This is a genomic window from Inediibacterium massiliense (genome assembly GCF_001282725.1).
Classification (GTDB): domain Bacteria; phylum Bacillota; class Clostridia; order Peptostreptococcales; family Thermotaleaceae; genus Anaerophilus; species Anaerophilus massiliensis.
In genome coordinates this window covers 84759-103243 of record NZ_LN876583.1, presented here as the reverse complement: position 1 = coordinate 103243, position 18485 = coordinate 84759, and the positions used below count along the sequence as shown (strand labels likewise).

8 protein-coding genes are annotated in these 18485 nt (G+C 30.8%); 7 read left to right on the top strand and 1 reads right to left on the bottom strand.

Annotation, left to right across the window (positions count from 1 at the left end; all coding sequences use genetic code 11):
- Positions 1–447 precede the first annotated feature (447 nt).
- Positions 448–1578 carry an S-layer homology domain-containing protein gene (locus BN2409_RS00850; protein ID WP_053954770.1) on the top strand — a complete coding sequence of 377 codons (1131 nt, stop codon included), beginning with the start codon at positions 448–450 and terminating at the stop codon, positions 1576–1578.
- Between the two features lie 174 nt (positions 1579–1752).
- Here BN2409_RS00850 and BN2409_RS00845 read toward each other — a convergent pair whose 3' ends face one another.
- A complete protein-coding gene (locus tag BN2409_RS00845; protein WP_053954769.1) occupies positions 1753–2670 on the bottom strand; it encodes a hypothetical protein in 918 nt (305 codons plus the stop codon).
- A gap of 292 nt (positions 2671–2962) precedes the next feature.
- Between BN2409_RS00845 and BN2409_RS00840 the strand changes: the two genes are divergently transcribed.
- The 6 genes from BN2409_RS00840 to BN2409_RS00815 all read left to right on the top strand — a co-directional run bounded on the left by BN2409_RS00840 (position 2963) and on the right by BN2409_RS00815 (position 18097).
- Entirely contained in the window at positions 2963–5224 is a 2262-nt protein-coding gene (locus BN2409_RS00840) for an IPT/TIG domain-containing protein (protein ID WP_207642551.1), read from the top strand.
- A gap of 15 nt (positions 5225–5239) precedes the next feature.
- Positions 5240–11524, top strand: coding sequence for an IPT/TIG domain-containing protein (locus BN2409_RS00835; RefSeq protein WP_053954767.1), 6285 nt, complete (start codon positions 5240–5242; stop codon positions 11522–11524).
- A 2-nt stretch (positions 11525–11526) separates the two neighbouring features.
- Positions 11527–13188: a hypothetical protein gene (locus BN2409_RS00830; RefSeq protein WP_053954766.1), complete on the top strand. Its 1662-nt coding sequence runs from the start codon at positions 11527–11529 to the stop codon at positions 13186–13188.
- A 12-nt stretch (positions 13189–13200) separates the two neighbouring features.
- Positions 13201–14694, top strand: coding sequence for an S-layer homology domain-containing protein (locus tag BN2409_RS00825; protein ID WP_053954765.1), 1494 nt, complete (start codon positions 13201–13203; stop codon positions 14692–14694).
- 171 nt (positions 14695–14865) lie between these two features.
- Positions 14866–16248, top strand: a complete 1383-nt coding sequence (locus BN2409_RS00820) for a S41 family peptidase (RefSeq protein WP_053954764.1) — start codon at positions 14866–14868, stop codon at positions 16246–16248.
- Positions 16249–16492: 244 nt separating this feature from the next.
- Entirely contained in the window at positions 16493–18097 is a 1605-nt protein-coding gene (locus BN2409_RS00815; protein WP_053954763.1) for a CTP synthase, read from the top strand.
- Positions 18098–18485: the final 388 nt, after the last annotated feature.

The following is an 18485-nucleotide window of genomic DNA, read 5'->3' as shown; positions in this document are numbered from 1 at the left end:
AAACAAAGGGAGGGTTAACAAATTTTGTGTTTTGTCCTAGGTAGGATTATAAAAATCCAATAGAATAGATAGCCTAAAAGTTACGTTTTGAGATTTCTATAATCTTATGAATTTCTAAAATCTAAAACTTTGAAAACTCACTACGCTCAAACAGTTCAAAGTTTTTACGATTTTATTATTCATGTCGATTAGAAACCTTACAAAACTTACTTAATTAGGATTGATCTATTTCTATGGATTTTTATATGTTACTATAGACTGCTAAAATTAAGAAAATAAAAAGAAAAAATATTTTCAGGAATAAAGGGAAACAAGTAAGTATTCTTTTAGGGATGGTTAACAAGTTTTATGTTTTATCACGATGTGACTATAAAAATCTAATAGAATACTAAAAGAAAAGTGTGAATATGACGAAATAATAAATAGACAAATAAAAGAGGTGAAGAGATGAAAAAAATAAGACTATTGGTAGTGATCATTACTTTTTTGAGTCTAACATTTTCTACATATGCTTTTGAGCTAAACTATGAAGGAGTAGAAAACTATACAAGTACGTATCAAAATAGTAATTTTACAGATGTAGGAAATCATTGGGCAAAAAAGTCTATTTACAAGATGGGCATTTTAGGAGTAGTAAAGGGAACGAGTAAATTTTATCCAAATGGTAAAATTTCAAGAGAAGAAGCTTTGATGTGGATGGTAAGACTCATGGGAGGAGAAGAAGAAGCTCAAACACTAGCACAAAGTAATATAAAAGAGATAGATACAGGGAAATATAAGTTTAATACAAAAAATGATACATATATGGATGCTTATATTCAAGTAGCACAAAATTTAGGAATTCTTACTGGAGATGAAGTTAAAAAAATAGAGAAATTATCTGATTCTCAAAAGGAAAAAATAGATTTAGCTATTGAAAAAAAGAGAGAAACTTATGAGCAAGATGAGAACTTAAAATCTCAACAATTAAGGAATATAGAAAAGATCCTAAAGAATCAAATGAAAAGAGCTTATACTTGGAAAGTGCTGTTAAATAAGGAACAGGCTAGTATTTGGGTAGCAAAAATGGTAGGACTTAATCCTATTTATGACAATCAACAAAAAATTTATACAATGAGAGATTTTAAAAACATACAAACGGAAAATGCCCCTATGATAGAAGCTGCCCTACAAGCAGGAATTATTAGTGGAGATAAGGGAAGGTTAAATCCGAAAAATTCTATTACAAGAGGCCAATTAGCAGCCATACTAGATGCTGCATCAGAGACAATCCTTGAAGTGAAAGGATATACTACTGAGCATGGAGAAATACAAAAGATACAAAACTATGTATCCTCAGAGCAAAACCCTAGATTTTTAAACTTGATAGGAGTAGAAAATGCAATCATTACTATTTTAAATGATGATGGGATATATGGAGATATTTTGATACAAGGATCTACTACATCTACTTTTCACAAGGGCTTTCCAGTTTATAAAAACGGAAAAGTGAATCCTCCTTCTGTTATAGGAATAGGAGATATGATCAAAATTTATAAAAACCCAGAAGGAAAAATATTTTATGGAGAGATAGAATAAAAAAAATCGCATTATGCGATTTTTTTTATTCATTAGGAAATTATATCAATGAATAAATTGTATATAATTTTAGAAAGTTAAATTGTCATCAAATTTTAAGCAACGGAAATTCTGAATGAAATGAAAGAATTTCGTTGGCGATATGAGCAATTCCGATAGGAATATGCGAATTTTTTATTCCTCATATTTTACTTCAAAATAATCATCTTTGTCTGCAAATTTGTATCTTCCAATACTATTTCCTTTATTTTTATCGTACACATAAACCATAACATCTGTGTCAAATTCATCATTAACTTCTTTACATACATCTTTTACAAACTTTTCAAATTCTTTTTTGTCTCTGCTTTTCCATTCTCTGTCGTTCTTATAAAAGTCTCCATACATTTTTACGTCTATTTCATTACTATATTTTACAAGAGTATAATCAAATTTCAAAGTTCGTCCATCATTTTTATGACGATTATAATCATCATTTAGTATTTTTTCCACATCATCTAAATCGTTAGAAGAACTAGAAGATCCTCCATAAGTATAATCGCTTTTTAATTTATTTCGATATTCATCATAATTATATTCTGCAATTCTATCTCGATCTTTGTCATATACAGTAATTTCGATATCTTTTTCGTATTTCTTATTGATTTCTTTACAAATATCTTTTATAAAGTCCTCAAAGTTAGAATCACTTCTACTTTTCCATATACGATCATCTCGATCAAAATCTGCATATACTTTGACTTGTATTTTACCATTAGAAAGCTGATTTACAGTGAAATCATCAAAATACATGGTTCTACCATTATTTTTGTGATCATCATATCGATCATTTAAAATATCTTGTACATCCTTAATACTACTACTAGAATATGTATCATTGTTAGAGGAAGTATGATTATTTCTTAAGATATCTAGTTCTACATTTTTTTGACTTAATTGAAATTTAAGATTTGTAATTTCAATATTTTTTTGATCTAGTTCATATTGAAGAGCACTTATGCTAGGGGAACTATAGGGTGCTGCATTTCCTATGATTGTTCCAGAAAACATTAAACTTAAAGTTAATGAAAATACTAAAGCTTTTTTTTTCATATTGATACCTCCAAAGTATTATATACTTATTTTATTGTATCATAATCAATAAAGAAACCTCAACTGTGAAAAAAGGACTATATTGTTCCTAATTTTTATGAATTTATATTTAAATTAACCTTTAGATTAGGAATAGTCTAAAAGAACTATATGGGGGTTGTAATAAAAAAGAAACAAACAATATAAGAAATATTTGGTAGAATAAGAGTGGATGAAAAAATAAAGAAAAGTCGGAATTTGTCCGATACAATAACTAGAAAGATATCTAAGAGAGGGGGAGTGCATCTAAGTGATGCAAAAGAAGATGAGAAAATGTAGAGGATTTTATTTATTTTTAAGTATGGTACTAATTTTTATGGCCATTCCATTTCAAGTTGTTTATGGAGAGGAAGTGCCTCTTTATTGGGATGTATCTGATATATTAAGTAGAGATACGAAAGGGAGTGTAGAACAGGGAGAATGTACATTTATTCATACTCCTTCATTTGGAGAGAATGATCCTATTGTTCTTACAGTAGCTGAAGCTGTATATCCTAAAGAAGCAAAAGAAAAAGTTTTAGAGGCTATTACTATAGAAGACTTGGATGAGCCATCAAAAAAATTAAAAATGAGGGATTATAAGATAAAATATACAGAAGAGAATGAAGTCAACAAAACAGAAGTTTATTTATATCCAGTGCAGGCAGATCAAAATGGAGTTTTCAAAAAAAACTTAGAAAAGGGCAAACATTATAAAATATTTATCCCTAAAGGAATTTTTCAAACGAAAGAAAAACGAGGGGTAGAGGCGATTATATTAGATATTTATACAGAACCAGATCATTTAACATCAAAAAAGACGATTAATGAGTTGAAAAATAATAATTTGAAGATTAAAGACATTCATGATTCAGATCAAGTATTTTCAGTTATAGGAACAAATTTTCACCAACACATTATAAAAGCATGGTTAGAACCTCATGGAGGAAAGGCCTTTAAAGAGTTTCAAATTGATTTAAAAAATGTAAAAATAAATAATCCTACCCAAATAGATATAGGGATTAAAGGTGATTTAAGAAATGATTTATCCTTAGAGGACAATTCAGGAGATTATTTATTAAAACTTACTTTTGAAAATGGGTCTTATTTAGATAATAAAAATTATTCTGTAGGGCATGAAGTATATAAAGAGACAGTAAGTAGTTTTGTATATGGACAGGATACTAGTAATCATTTATTACATATTGAAGGAAAAGGCAAGCCTGTAGTGAAAAGTAAATATCCGTCTTCAGAAAATGAAAGACCTTGGTATGATGAAAAGAATATTAACCATGATACAGTAGATGATGTTACGAGAGGGCATCAATTTATAAAGGTAGTATTTAAAGATGAAGATAATACACTAGAGCTTAGTAATATAGAAGATCTTAAAAGCTGTATTGTAAGATCAGCAGGAGGAACAGGAAATCTAGTAGATTTCCAATGGATAGATGATATTCTAAATTTAGAAGAAAAACAAATAAAGGAATATAAAGATAAATATGTATTTGTAAAGAAAAATCAAGAAGCTATTTTATATATTCCAGTAAAAAATTTAAGGGCTCAAACTACTTATCAAGTGATCTTGCCACCAGATATAGTGTGTTATAGCGATACAATAGCAGGAAATGATTCGTTAGAGTGGACCTTTAGAACTACATCTATGCCTCAAGTCCAAGAAATTTCTACGGGAACCATTCCAGAGGATTATGATGAGAATGAACCTTTATATTTAAAAGGAGATTTTTTTGATACAGAAGGAAAAGTAAGAGTTTATTTTAATGATATAGAAGCAGCAGATGTGATAGTAATTAGTTCTTCTTTGATTAAGGTATATTTACCAAGTGGAAGAGATCATTTAGAAGATGGAATATATGATATTTTAGTAGAAAATGATAAAAACCATCAAAGAATTCTTTATGGAACTTTGAGTGTAATAAAATCAGGAGACAAAGATGATATTCCAAATGAAGAATATAAAATAAAAGAAAATGGAAAATATGGAGAGGTAAGAGGAGATTTAAAAATAAGCAAAGATACTTTATTAATTTCTCCAAGTGATATTAATGTAAGAGAGCTTAATGTAGATTTAGATGAAGCTATGGGTACAGATACATATATCAGAAAAATCTGGTATGAAGGAGAAAAAAGATATAAGATCGGGATGCTTAAGACAAAATCAAAATGGGCAGATATTACTCTTTATGGACTTACATTAGATCCTTATGGAAATGATGACAAAATTGAAATGTCTTTAGGAAGAGTAGAGCCATTGGTAGCAAAAACTTTAAAAGGAAAGTTAAGAGGAAAAGGAGTTTTATCAGATTTTATACAAGTATCAGGTAAAAACTTTAAGATAGATAATATAAGACTTGGTATTCCTTTTCAATCTGGCGTAGCCCAAAATGTAAAGGTTCTAAGATATGACGAAGTTACAAGAAATTTTTATGAAGAGTATGCCACAATTAACTTAATAGATGGAAAAGTAGAATTGGCAAGTCCTAGAGTTGGAATATTTGTAGTTGTAGCAAACTAGAAAGGTGGTATTATTTTGAGAAAAAGAATTGTATCTTTTTTAATTATATTCTCCATGGTTATGGGAATGATGCCTTGGCAAGATATACAAAGCTTTGCTTATGATCCAGATAAATACTATGTAAGTCATGTAGCCATTACTAAAATTTATAATAATGGAGGTTATGATGTAAGTGAGACCAAGCTTACCATTCAAGGAAATTACTTAAAAGGCATTGAGGTAAGTACATTTACTCCTACAGGAACTATCGTGCTCACCAATCCTGTTGTAAACTTTGAAACAGTACAGGAATTTATCGTAAAGGGAGATATTGTAGGAGATAGTATTATTGTAGGAAATACTAGCATTCCTATTGAACAAAAAGCATTACCTACTCTTTTAAGTGTAGACAAAAGAAGCGTAAAGATAGGAGAAGATCCTATTACTTTTACAGGTTCTAATTTGGATAAAATAAACAATGAAATAGGTCATTCAGCATATTTTCAAAATACAGCAGGAGCAGGAGGAGTTTATACCATTCCTAATACTCTTTTTACGAATACTTCAGCAGTAACAATTCCTAAAGAACAATTAAGAGGGGTTGCTGGAACTCAAAATGTAATTTTAAAAAAGGAAAGTACTATAAAGGATATAGATTTTTCCTCTGATGGCAGTAGAAAAAAGGATGTTCAAATTACCATTCAAAATACTTATCTGAATCAATTTACTTTAGTAGATACTATTTCAATAGATGGATTGATTATGAATCCAAATAGAGGAAGACCTGGAGATGAAGTGCTATTTACAGCGACCACGGGACTAGATAATTTTGATGTGTTTTTTTTGGAAAAATTAAATGATTTATATACCAATGAAAACAAAGGCACAGATACTAGATTTGATCCTAGTATTGATGGAAAACAAGTACTGACAACTCATGTACCTGCTAATTTGAAGCAAGGAGAGTATTATGTAGTACTCACCAATAAGATTCCACCAGGGGCAGACCCAAATCAATCTATTTATAAAATGCTTATTATAGGACAATCTCCTAACTTTGAAAAATTTACAGTTATTGATGCAGAACAAAAGATTAAAATTCTTTCAGTAGAACCTAATAAAGGTCCAGATTCAGGATCAAAGGTAGAATTGTCTGGAGTATTTTTCGGAACTTTAAATACGCCTCAATTTCAACCAGATGATAAAGCCTATAAAGAAGTAAATATGAGTAAAAATCCAGATGGTACAACAGATGAAACAAATATGGAGATTAAGTATTCTACAGGGAGCTACAATGGACAAAAAGTAAAATCAGCAAAAAGAACAGTGAGGGTTATTATAGGAGGAATTTGTAAATTTACAAAAAAACCTGATGGATCAGATTATGATTACAATTTTACAGATAATATCGATAGGATGAGTGTGATTACTCCTAGTATTACAGATGCAGAAACAAATCCTATCAAGGATGTTATTGTAGAGACAGTGACTACTTTTGAATTTGAAGATACGAGTAAAAATGCTGTTGTTATTAAAGATCGAGCAGAATTGAAAAATGGATATACTTATATTTTAAGTAAGACTAAACCTCAAATTACAAGTATTACTCCAGAAAAAATACAAGTTCTTCAAGTATCCGAGGTACCTTTAGAATACAAAATTTCTGAAGAATATGATAGAATGATTGCTATTTATGGAGAAAATTTTCTAATTCACAAATATAAAGATTCCAGTGGAAAAGAAATAATAAGATATCCTATTATTGAATTTGGAAATGGAATCAGACTTAACAAAAATGATACAGGAGATAAATCAAATCCAGAATTGTATTTAAAAGTATTTGACAAGCAAGGAAAAGAATTAGATGGAAGTGAAGGAAATGAAATAGGAAGCAAGATATTAGTAAATATCCCAAAAGATACAAATATGGAAACTGTTGGGAAAGTTGCTGTGAAAGTTATCAATCCTGTAAGAAATTCTATTGAAGAGGGTCTTTATGTAAATAAACCAGATGCAGTAGAGTTTGTCTTACCTTCTCAAAATAAAAAACCTGTTATAGAAAGTGTAGTTCCCAATGTAGTAACAATAGGCGGAGGAGAGACGGTGACTATTACAGGATCTAACTTTCAGGAAGGGGTAAAAGTAATTATTGATGGTAAGGAAGTAGAAGGTATTACTTTACAAGGAGATGGAAAGAAAATTACTTTTAAAGCACCACCAGGAAGAGAGGGAGAAACTCAGTTACAAGTGCTTAACCCAGAAGGTGGGATTGCTATTCATCCTTTTGTTTATGTAAAAACATATACAAATCCAAAATTGATTCAATTCAATCCTAAATCAGGTAAGACAGGGACACTTGTAGTAGTAGAAGGAGAAAACTTTCTAAAGCCTGATCCTACAGCTACTAAAGAAGACGCATATAAGCTTATTGGAACTAGGATTTTATTAGAGGGTAAAGATATTAATGAGTACAATATAGATGAAAATACAAAAAAAATAACATTATTACCTTATAAGGCTCCTAATGAAATAGATGAAAATAAAGTAGGGAAAATCTTAAGAATCGTAAATAATCAATTAAAGTTAGAAGATTATTATCAAAGTATTATTTTAGAGAACAAATCAAGTCTAGGAAAATACTATACTATAGATAAAAATTTACAAAATAAAACTATATTATCTAATGGATCAGATCAAAGATATAGCATTTATTTATCAGGAAATGAAATCATAGCTGACAAAGATGGAGGAGCATCATATGTAGTTACCATAGAAGAGGATGGATCAAATGATGTACTAAAACTTACTAGTAAAACTGGATCAGATACATTAGAATTAAAGCTCATGACACCTTTTAAAGTAAATGAAAATAAAATGATTGTGGGAAATAGAGTACAAGTGATTAATATTAACAAGTTGTATTTTACAGTTCCAGTTCTTCCGGGAGATGGGTATTATGATGTTACAGTGGAGAATCCAGATACTAAAAAAGATAGTAAAGTAGATCAAGAAGGATTTTACTATTATACACAACCTACCAGCAGGCCTAACATTGAAAAAATTGATCCAAAAGAAGGGTCTGTAGATGGAGGATATAGAATTAAGATTACTGGAAAAAGAGTAGAAGGTAGAGAATGTTTTATAGATAATGGAACAGAAAAGACAAAAGTGTATATAAACGGAGTACAAGTTCTAGATAAAGATGTGATTGTAGGCGTGGATGGTACTTCCCTAGAAGTGGTAGTTCCAAAACTGAATGTAGATATACAAAAAGAATATGGAACAGATCGATTGGCAGTTGCAGTAGTAATTGTCAATCCAGATGGAGGAAGTGCAAGCAAACAAGATGGATTTACTTATATTGTGCCGATTTCTCATCCTGTTATTCACAAAATTATTCCGGTACAAGGAAAAGCATCTGGAGGGAATTATGTAGAAATTACAGGGGATGATTTTAGATTCTATGAACCTTATAATGATAATAATAGAAATGAAAAATGGGATCAAGAGGAACTCTATAGGGATTTAAACCACTATAGCATAAAAACGGACAAACCAGATACAGGAGTAGAAGGACCAGATGATTTTACAGGAAAAAGAGTAGATGATCTTAAGGAAAAATATAAAGAAAAATATAAAGAGATTGTTGTACCAGTACTTCCTAAAGTTTACTTTGGGAGTACAGAAGCAGAAGTTGTAGAGTTTGACAATGGTTATTTAAAAGTTATTGCACCAGAGGGAAAAGCAGGACCTACACAAGTATATGTAGTCAATAATGATTCAGGAATATCTAATAAAGTTAGCTATACTTATGAATCTTCTAATCCTACTATTACGAGTATTTCTCCAAATGGAGGGAAAAAGCAAGGTAGAGATCGAGTAGAGATCAAAGGAAAAGATTTTTATGAAAGTAATATCAAAGTATATGATAAAAGCGGAAATGATTATATCATTAAAGATGTTTCTCAAGTAATTGTAAGATTTGGTAAAATTACCAATAAAAATATTCCAAGAGAAGTAGAAAACTCAGGAAGAATTGATAATGGTAGAACAAGTGTACAACTTGATGGAGGACTTTCTGTACAGTACAATGGGGTAGATGATACTCTAAAGATTAGTATTATGGAGAATCAACAAAGTTATTCTGTGACATTACCTTATAAGGATGAAACTGTTTATGTACCTGTTGGTCTATTAACTTATACAGATACTGCAGGAGAGGTACATTCATATGTAAATCCAAATAAAGGAGATGAATGGATTAAATTTGAACTTTCCGATAGGAGACTATTTATAGAAAGAGGGTATGCACCGAAGGTAGAGTATATCAATTCAGGACAAATAGTTGTTCACACTCCTTCGTACTATACGGTAGGGGTAGTACCTGTTACAATAATTAATCCAGATGGAGGAGAAGTTGCAACAAATTTTGAATATAAAAATCCTGATAGTAAACCTAAGATTATAAATATTACGAAAGACGGAAAAAATCCAGTTTTAGAAAAGATAGATGAAAAACAAGTAAAACTTCAAAAGGTATCTTACAAAGGTGGAAATATCATATCAATTTTAGGATCTGATTTTAGAGAAAATGCTACCATTCAAATAGGGGATATAGTTATAGGAGCCAAGGATATTACGTATCAGCTTCCTAATAAATTGACTTTTACTATGCCTTTAGTAGATGAAAAAAATGTAGGAAAGCTATTTAGAGTAATTGTAAGTAATGAAGATTATGGAAATGCTGCATCAGATGAATTGACTCCTCCTATATATATTCAAGTTACAAAGGGAGAAACAGGACCATCTATTGAATCTGTAACTCCAGATCAGGGACCTAGTAGTGGAGGCACAACAGTTGTTATAAAAGGAAAGGATTTTAGAGAAGGACTATCTGTATATATTGGAGAGATGATGGTTCCAAAAGAAAATGTTAAGCTAATAGATTATAAAACTATAAAGATTATTACTCCACCACATGAACCAGGAGATTTTCAAGTTGTAGTAGAAAATCCTGATGGGGAAAGATCCGACCCTACTGGTCAATATACTTATTTGAGTGCTCCACAAATTGTTTCAGTAGTAGATCCAAAAGATTCTACGGAAACAAGTGTAATAGATACTATTTCTGTAGAAGGCGGAGAAGAAATCAAGATAAAAGGTTCAGGTTTTATAGAAGGAGCAAGAGTAGTATTTGTTCCATCTACTGAACAAGGAAGTAAAGAAGACAAAGGAGAAATCATCTATATCAAAGGTGAACCTTATAAATTACTAGAAGGAACAGATGCAGCTGAAGTAAAATTCATAGATGAAGGAACACTTATAGTTAAAACTCCTGCTGGAAAAATTGATACAAAAGGAATCATAGTCATCAATCCAGATATGGGGGCAAGTGACATTTATGAAAATATCAAATATGGTCTTCCGGAGTTACCTACTCCTACAGGGGTAAGAGCAGAGATTGTATATGATCAATATATAAAAGTCAATTGGAATGAAGTAAAGGATGCTAAGGAATATGAAATTTATGTAGTAGTAGATGGTCATAAAAAAGAATTTGTAGGAAGTACTGAGCTTACCTCTTTTGTATATGAGGACCTAGAGCCAAAAACTAGATACAAATTTGTAGTAACAGCTATTGGAAAATTTGGAGGATCTAAATATTCCATGGAAAGTAATGAAGTAAAAACAGGATCTACTGTAGGTCCTAAGGATACAGATGGAGAATTAGGAGAAAAAACAAAGATCGAAAGACAAGGAAATCTTGTAAACATCATTATTGGAGAGGACGATTATGATCAAAATTTAGATATTGATTTAACAAGAGGAAATTTGGCAGGAGCAAAAGATGTAGTGATTTCTATTCCATCTTATGTAGCTGCGAGAGCTGATGCAAAAGATATTAATATTATAGGATCAGATTTTAATATTAAAATGAATCCAAAATCTTTTTATTCAGAAAAAGTAAGGGAAAATAAAAATAAAAAGGATTCAGGGATAAAATTTATGATTTCTCAAGTTAAAAATATGTCTAATGTAAGTAGTATGACTTCATTATCAAAAGAATATGAACTTAAAGCTTCGGTATATGTAGAAAGAGAAAATACTCCAATGAATTATCTCCCTTCATATGTACAAATTACAATGGATGTAGATCGCACAAAAGCAGATGTAAGAAGAACAAAAAATATGTATTTAGCTCGTTACAATGAAGAAACTAGGCAGTGGCTACCTATTGCAAATGGAAATGAAGGAAGCTATGCCATTACAGGACTGAGTCAAAACTTAGGAAGATTCTCCGTAATAGGAAGTAGGAGGTAATCATGAAGAAAATTTGTATAAGTATAGTACTAATATTACTCACTTCGATGATGAGCTTTGCAGACTATATAACGCCCTATAGAAGTGGAGAGATAGAAGGATATGTAAAGGAAATTATAGACAATCAAATCAAAATAGAGGAATATGATGGAACAGTCCATCTTCTTCCTCTTTCTAACAAAGGGATATGTACGATTGACCAAATTCCTGTTACTCTAAAAGATTTTAAAGCAGGTATGGAAGTGTATGGACAAATCAAAGGAAGAAGCTTAACACTTCTTGAAAGTTATTCTACACAAAATCCAGGATACATTCCTCCAGGGGGAAAGGTAAGGTCTGGAATAGTCAAAAAAATTGATAGAGATCAGCTAGTAGTAAAAACTCCTATGGGAGATGAAACTTACTTTACTTCTCCTGCCACCATTACACTTAAAAAAGGGACAGATACACTTCTATCTTCTTTATATGAAGGAGATAAAGTAAAACTATATTTTGATGAAATTAATTCAGATGTGATTAGTAGACTTAATATAGAAGGAAATAGCATTTTAATCAAAGATCTCTATAAAGGAGTCATAAAAAGAGCAGATGATTTAGAAGATAAGATTGTGTTTGATAAAGTAGAAGTATTTAAAAATGGAAAATGGGAAGAAGTAAATAGTAGTATTTCAATTCCTTATAGTTCAGATCTTCCTCTTTATATAGGAGGACAAAAAGTTCCTTATGAAAATTTAAAATACTATAGAGGAAAAATGGCGTATCTAGCTATGAAGGATTTCTTTGGAACAGACAAAATTGAAAAAATGGTACTTAAAAATCAATATGAAAGAAGTTACTCAGATAAAATTGAAAAAATCAATTGGTATGCAGATCAATTTGAATTGAAAAACAAGAAAAATATTAGTTTTACAGAAGGTACTATGATTATTAAAAATGGAAGATTGGTAGACAAAGATGCTATTACTCCAAATGCAGATGCGTTTATTGTAGCAGATGGAAGAGGAACGAATCAAGTTGCAGATGTGATCAGTATATACAATGAAGATCTGAACAATTCTAATATAGGACAAAATTATATTTATGCAGGTAGAATGAGTAGAATATTTGAAGATTCAGTTTATCTAAAGGATTTTTATCTTTTAAATGATCATGAATGGGAATCCTATCGAACAAGAAAAGAAAGTGATGAAAAAGAATTATACTATGATCAAGATACTATGATTTATGATTTAGAAAATCAAAAATATGTTTCTGCAAAAGAATTTTTTGCCAAAGATTATGCAGTAGATGAAGATACAAAATCTTCAAGAGATAAAAATTTAAAAGATTGGTATTCTTATGCTTATACAGATGGAGATAGGATATGTGGAATTATGGTACAAAAAAGCCTAGATTCTTTAAGCAAACATAGAGTAACTACTGGAAGTATAGAAAAAATTGAAGATGACCCACAAGTAGGATGGACAGTTTCTTTAAGAGATGGAAAAGATTACAGCTATCGTCACGATAAATGGATGATAAAAAATTCAACCATTAGAGTAAATTTAAGAAAAGCTATGATTATTAAGGATGGAAAGGTTATTTCGCCTGAGTTGTTAAAACCTAGTGATCGATTATATGTAGTCAGAGATGATTTTACCGCAAAAGTAGTGATTGTAAAATAAGGGGGAGAGAATATGAAAAAAATCATAGCAAGTTTTATAGCCGTTTGTATGATCATTGTTCCTATAAGTGTATGGGCACAGCTCCCTGGGTTTTCTGGAGGAGTGAACAATGAGTACGAGTATGAAGAGATGGTATTCATTACAGGAGAGCCTATGAAATTTACAGGAACGGTAGAGGTCAAAGAAAATGAAAAGGATACAGAAAAAACTACTACCTATACCTTTAAATTAAAAACACCAAATGGAGACAAGCTTGATCGAAAAGTAGATTTAGAAACCATTTATGATAAAAGAAATGACAAAGGGCAAACTATAGGACAAACTACTTTAAAATCATTTAAGGAATCGATTAAAATTGGTAAGAATAAATATGAACTTTTAAAGGATGGTGGATATGAATTATCCAAATCAGATATTATAGACAATCGTCCTGCATCAGATTTTTATTCTGGAAATTTAAAGGCAAGAAAATATTATACCTTCAATAAAGATGAAGGAGAAGTTATTGTAGAAATGACTGGAGGAAATGTAGGGTATAAAAATTTCTGGGGGGGTACAGAAACACAAATATTAGATTATACAATTACAAGTACGAAAAAAGCAAACGAAAAAGATAAAGAAGAGGAAGACAGTACATGGTCAGCTACAGTCAAAGCTCAAGTTTCTGATAGTTTATCTAAAACTTTAAAGTATTCAGCCAATGAAGCCAGTTTTTCAAGCTTTAATGGAGGGCATATAAGAGTGACAAATGAAGAAATGGTCACAAGATATGAATATGATCTTCCAAGAGTCAAAGATGACAAAATAGATAATAAAAGAAGAAACATAGGAACTGTAGAACTTAAAAAAGAAATGGTTCCAAAGCTTGAAAGATTGGTAATCCCAAAGTTTAGAGATATTGGAGGGCATTGGGCACAAGGTTCTATCAACAAATTGTATTCATTAGATGTGTTTGATGAAAATTCTTCATTTTTTAAACCTGATGTATCGTTTACAAGGGGAGAATTTGTAAAAGCTGTCATGAAGGCTTGCAACATCAGGCCTACCATACAAGAAGAGAAGAAAACTAAAAAAAGAAATGCGCCAAAAGAAAAATCAGTATTTCAAGATATAGATATCAAAGATCCTATATATCCTTATGTAAAGGATGCAGTAGACAAAGGGTTGATTCAAGGAATATCAAAAGATCTCTTTGGATCGAAAGAACCTTTGACAAAGGCAGAGGCTATTACTGTTTTAATTAAGGCATTAGGATTTGATTCTAAAGCTCCTGCACCAGGATTTTACACTTCCTTTACAGATGATAGAGAAATTCCTATGTGGGCAAAGGATAGTATATACATGGCAAGAGAAATCAATTTAGTAGGTGGAGATAGTTTAAATCGTATTAATCCCAATAAACCTATTACAAGAGCTGAAGCATCTGTCATGCTTGTTAGATTTTTAGAATTTTTACAAAAGGATTTACAAAAGGATTATAGAGAAAATATTATAAATTTCCATTAATAAAGGGCAGAAGAAATTCTGCTCTTTGAGTTTGTAGAAAAGTCATAAAATCCGTCACTATTTTATACTTTTTCTAAAAACTTACTTATCAACAGTATAAGAATTATACTTTTTATTGTATAGATTCGTGATATAATAAAAACATCTATAATAAATAAAGAAGGTGCTAAAATGTTACAACGAAGGAAAAGAACTTTATTAATATTGACGTTAATTTTTTCTTTAGTATGTACAAGTGTGACTTATGGTCAAGAGCCAGTTAAAAAGTTTCATAATTTAGATGAAAGAATAGAATATTTAAAAGTCATGATTTCTTGTATAGAAGAATTTTATCATGGAGATGTAACAGAAGAACAACTTATGGAAGGAGCCTACAAAGGACTTTTTCTATATTTAGATGATCATAGTGGATATATGAATCAAAGAGAATATGAAGAGTTTAATAAAGAAAGTTTAGGAGTGTATGCAGGAATTGGTGCAGTTGTTTCTGTCAAAGAAGGTCGATTGGTTATTGTGGAGCCGATGGAGAATTCTCCAGCTCAAGGAGCAGGACTAAAGTTTGGAGATAGTATTCTTTCTATTAATGGACACAATATGGAAGGTATGACATTAAAAGAAGCAACAAATTATTTATTAGGAGATGCAAATACAACTATTTATTTAATCATTGAACGAGAAGGAAAAAAACAAGAAGTTACTTTAACAAGAGACATTGTTCAAGTAAATCCTACAACAAGTAAAATATTAGATCATCAAATAGGATACATAAAAATAAATGAATTTAATCAAAATGCAAGTCAAAATGTAAAAAAAGATTTAGAAGAATTTAATACAAAAAGTATTAAAAAGATAATACTAGATTTAAGAGACAATCCAGGAGGACTTTTGCAGGAAGGAGTAGCTGTAGCAGACTTTTTTACTCCAAAGAACAATCCTATTGTATATATAAAATTCAAAGGGGAAGAAGAAACAATAACAGGAATAAAAGATCCACAAAATGTGAAATTAGTTGTATTAGTAAATGAAAATACAGCTAGTGCAGCAGAAATTGTTACAGGAGCTATACAAGATGATAAAGTAGGGACGATTGTAGGAAATACTACTTATGGAAAAGGAACTGTACAACAAACTGTTCCTCTGGATTATGGAGGGGCTATTAAATTGACTATGGCAGAATATTTAACGGCTCATAAAAGATCTATAGACAAAGTAGGAATCAACCCAGATATTTTAGTAGAAGATATGAGATTAGATCCAGATCTACTCAATTATCTTGCACCTATGCTTGAAGATCATGAGTATACTTTAAATGAAAAAGGTTTAAATGTATATGGTGCCCAACAAAGATTAAATTTCTTAGGAAAAAAAGAAATTAAACTGACTGCTATATTAGATGTAAATACTCAAGAGTCCATCAAAAAATTTCAAAGAGAAAACGGAATCACTGAAAATGGAGTATTAACCTTAGAAACAAGAGATAAAATTCAGCAAAAAACAGAAGAAATGTGGAAAAAAGATTTACAACTAGAAAAGGCCATAGAAATATTAAAATAAAAGCGAAAAAGTTTATTGACTCAAATAATGGAATAAGATATAATAATCAAGTTATAATAAGAAGATAAGTGAAACGAGCACCCTACAATGGGTGCCCTGCCATATAGATGAAACGGATACAGGTAGGTCACCCGTAGGGGTGGCCTCTCTCTTTTTTTGAAAAAAGTTAATTCTAATTATATGGAATGAAAAATAAAGAATCAGTAAAACTATAATTAAGAAATGGTGAAAGGAGTATTTACACATGACAAAGTATATCTTCGTCACTGGTGGAGTAGTCTCATCTTTAGGAAAGGGAATTACTGCTGCATCTTTAGGACAACTTTTAAAAGCAAGAGGGTTAAAGGTAACGATCCAAAAATTTGATCCATATATTAATATTGATCCAGGTACTATGAGCCCTTATCAACATGGAGAAGTATTTGTAACAGATGATGGAGCAGAGACAGACCTAGATCTAGGACATTATGAAAGATTTATAGATATAAATTTGGGAAAATATAGTAATGTGACTACAGGAAAAATTTATTGGTCTGTAATCACAAAGGAAAGAAAAGGGGAGTACTTAGGAGGAACAGTTCAAGTTATTCCTCATATCACAAATGAAATTAAAGAAAGAGTACTAAGAGCTGGAAAGCAAACAGGTGCTGATGTAGTGATTACAGAAATTGGAGGAACTGTGGGAGATATAGAAAGTCAACCTTTCTTAGAAGCCATAAGACAAATCAAATATGATGTAGGAAAAGAAAATGTTATGTATATTCATTTAACGTTACTTCCTTTTTTAGGGAAAGCAGGAGAAGTAAAAACAAAGCCTACACAACATAGTGTAAGAGAGCTAAGAGAAATAGGGATTCAACCTGATGCTATTGTCTGTCGAGCAGAAAAACCTATTACAGAAGAAATTAAAGAAAAAATTAGTCTTTTCTGTAATGTAGATCCAGGAACTGTCATTCAAAATATGGATGCAGAATCTATTTATGAAGTACCTTTAATGTTAGAGAAAGAAGGACTTGCACAAATTGTATGTAATAGATTAAATCTAAATTGTCAAACTCCAGATTTAACAGAATGGAAAGCAATGGTTAACAAAGAGAGAAATCTTAAAGAAAAAGTAAAAATTACACTAGTTGGAAAATATGTAGAGCTTCATGATGCATACCTTTCTGTAGCGGAAGCTTTAAAACATGCAGGAATTGCTAATGATGTAAAAGTCGAAATTGATTGGGTACATTCTGAAGAAGTTACAAGAGAAAATGCCAAAGAGTATTTAAAGGATGCAGATGGTATTTTAGTTCCAGGTGGATTTGGAGATAGAGGAGTAGAAGGAAAGATAGAAGCTACTCGATATGCAAGAGAAAACAAGATTCCTTTCTTTGGAATATGTTTAGGAATGCAGCTTGCAGTAGTAGAATTTGCAAGAAATGTAGCAAGATTAGAAGGAGCTCACAGTTCAGAGTTAAATCCAGATACCACATATCCTGTTATTGATTTAATGCCTGATCAAAAGGATATAGAGGATATGGGAGGAACCATGAGACTAGGTCTTTATCCATGTAAAGTATATGATGATACAAAGGCTGAGATGGCTTACAATGAAGATTTAATCTATGAAAGACATAGACATAGATATGAATTTAACAATCAATATAAAGAACAGCTTATGGCAGCAGGTCTTGTGATTAGTGGTATTTCTCCAGACGAAAGATTAGTAGAGATCGTAGAGGTTAAAGATCACCCGTGGTTTGTGGCAGGACAATTCCATCCAGAGTTTAAATCAAGGCCAACTCGTCCACATCCATTGTTTAGAGATTTTATAAAGGCTTCTCTTGAAAATAAAGAAAAATAAAGATATACTAAAAATGCCAAGGAAATCCTTGGCATTTTTAAATACTCAAAACTCGCTGTCGCTCAAACAGTTGAAGGTTCTTTACGGATTTTTTATTCTACGTATCAAGTTTTCTGGTAAAATTGTTTTTAAGTCGTTCACTAACCTTTGTATATATAAAATAGATAAACATAGACATAAAGGAATGTAACTTTAAAAGTCAGGTACTAATCTTTGTATATGTAAGATATTATGGATTCAAACTTTTATATAGGTGTATGATAGTTTGTGAGATACAAAAAAGAAAATGATGTAATTGTAGGGAACAACCCCTGTGTCGTTCCAATATGTTTTGTAAATTTATTAAAAACAATTTTAATAAATTATGTTTTTTATGATGTTATAATGA

Bases quoted from the DNA above. Each gene is read 5' to 3' on its own strand.
- BN2409_RS00845 (WP_053954769.1), bottom strand. From the start codon at position 2,670: ATGAAAAAAAAAGCTTTAGTATTTTCATTAACTTTAAGTTTAATGTTT.
- BN2409_RS00850 (WP_053954770.1), top strand. From the start codon at position 448: ATGAAAAAAATAAGACTATTGGTAGTGATCATTACTTTTTTGAGTCTA.
- BN2409_RS00820 (WP_053954764.1), top strand. From the start codon at position 14,866: ATGTTACAACGAAGGAAAAGAACTTTATTAATATTGACGTTAATTTTT.
- BN2409_RS00840 (WP_207642551.1), top strand. From the start codon at position 2,963: ATGCAAAAGAAGATGAGAAAATGTAGAGGATTTTATTTATTTTTAAGT.
- BN2409_RS00825 (WP_053954765.1), top strand. From the start codon at position 13,201: ATGAAAAAAATCATAGCAAGTTTTATAGCCGTTTGTATGATCATTGTT.
- BN2409_RS00815 (WP_053954763.1), top strand. From the start codon at position 16,493: ATGACAAAGTATATCTTCGTCACTGGTGGAGTAGTCTCATCTTTAGGA.
- BN2409_RS00830 (WP_053954766.1), top strand. From the start codon at position 11,527: ATGAAGAAAATTTGTATAAGTATAGTACTAATATTACTCACTTCGATG.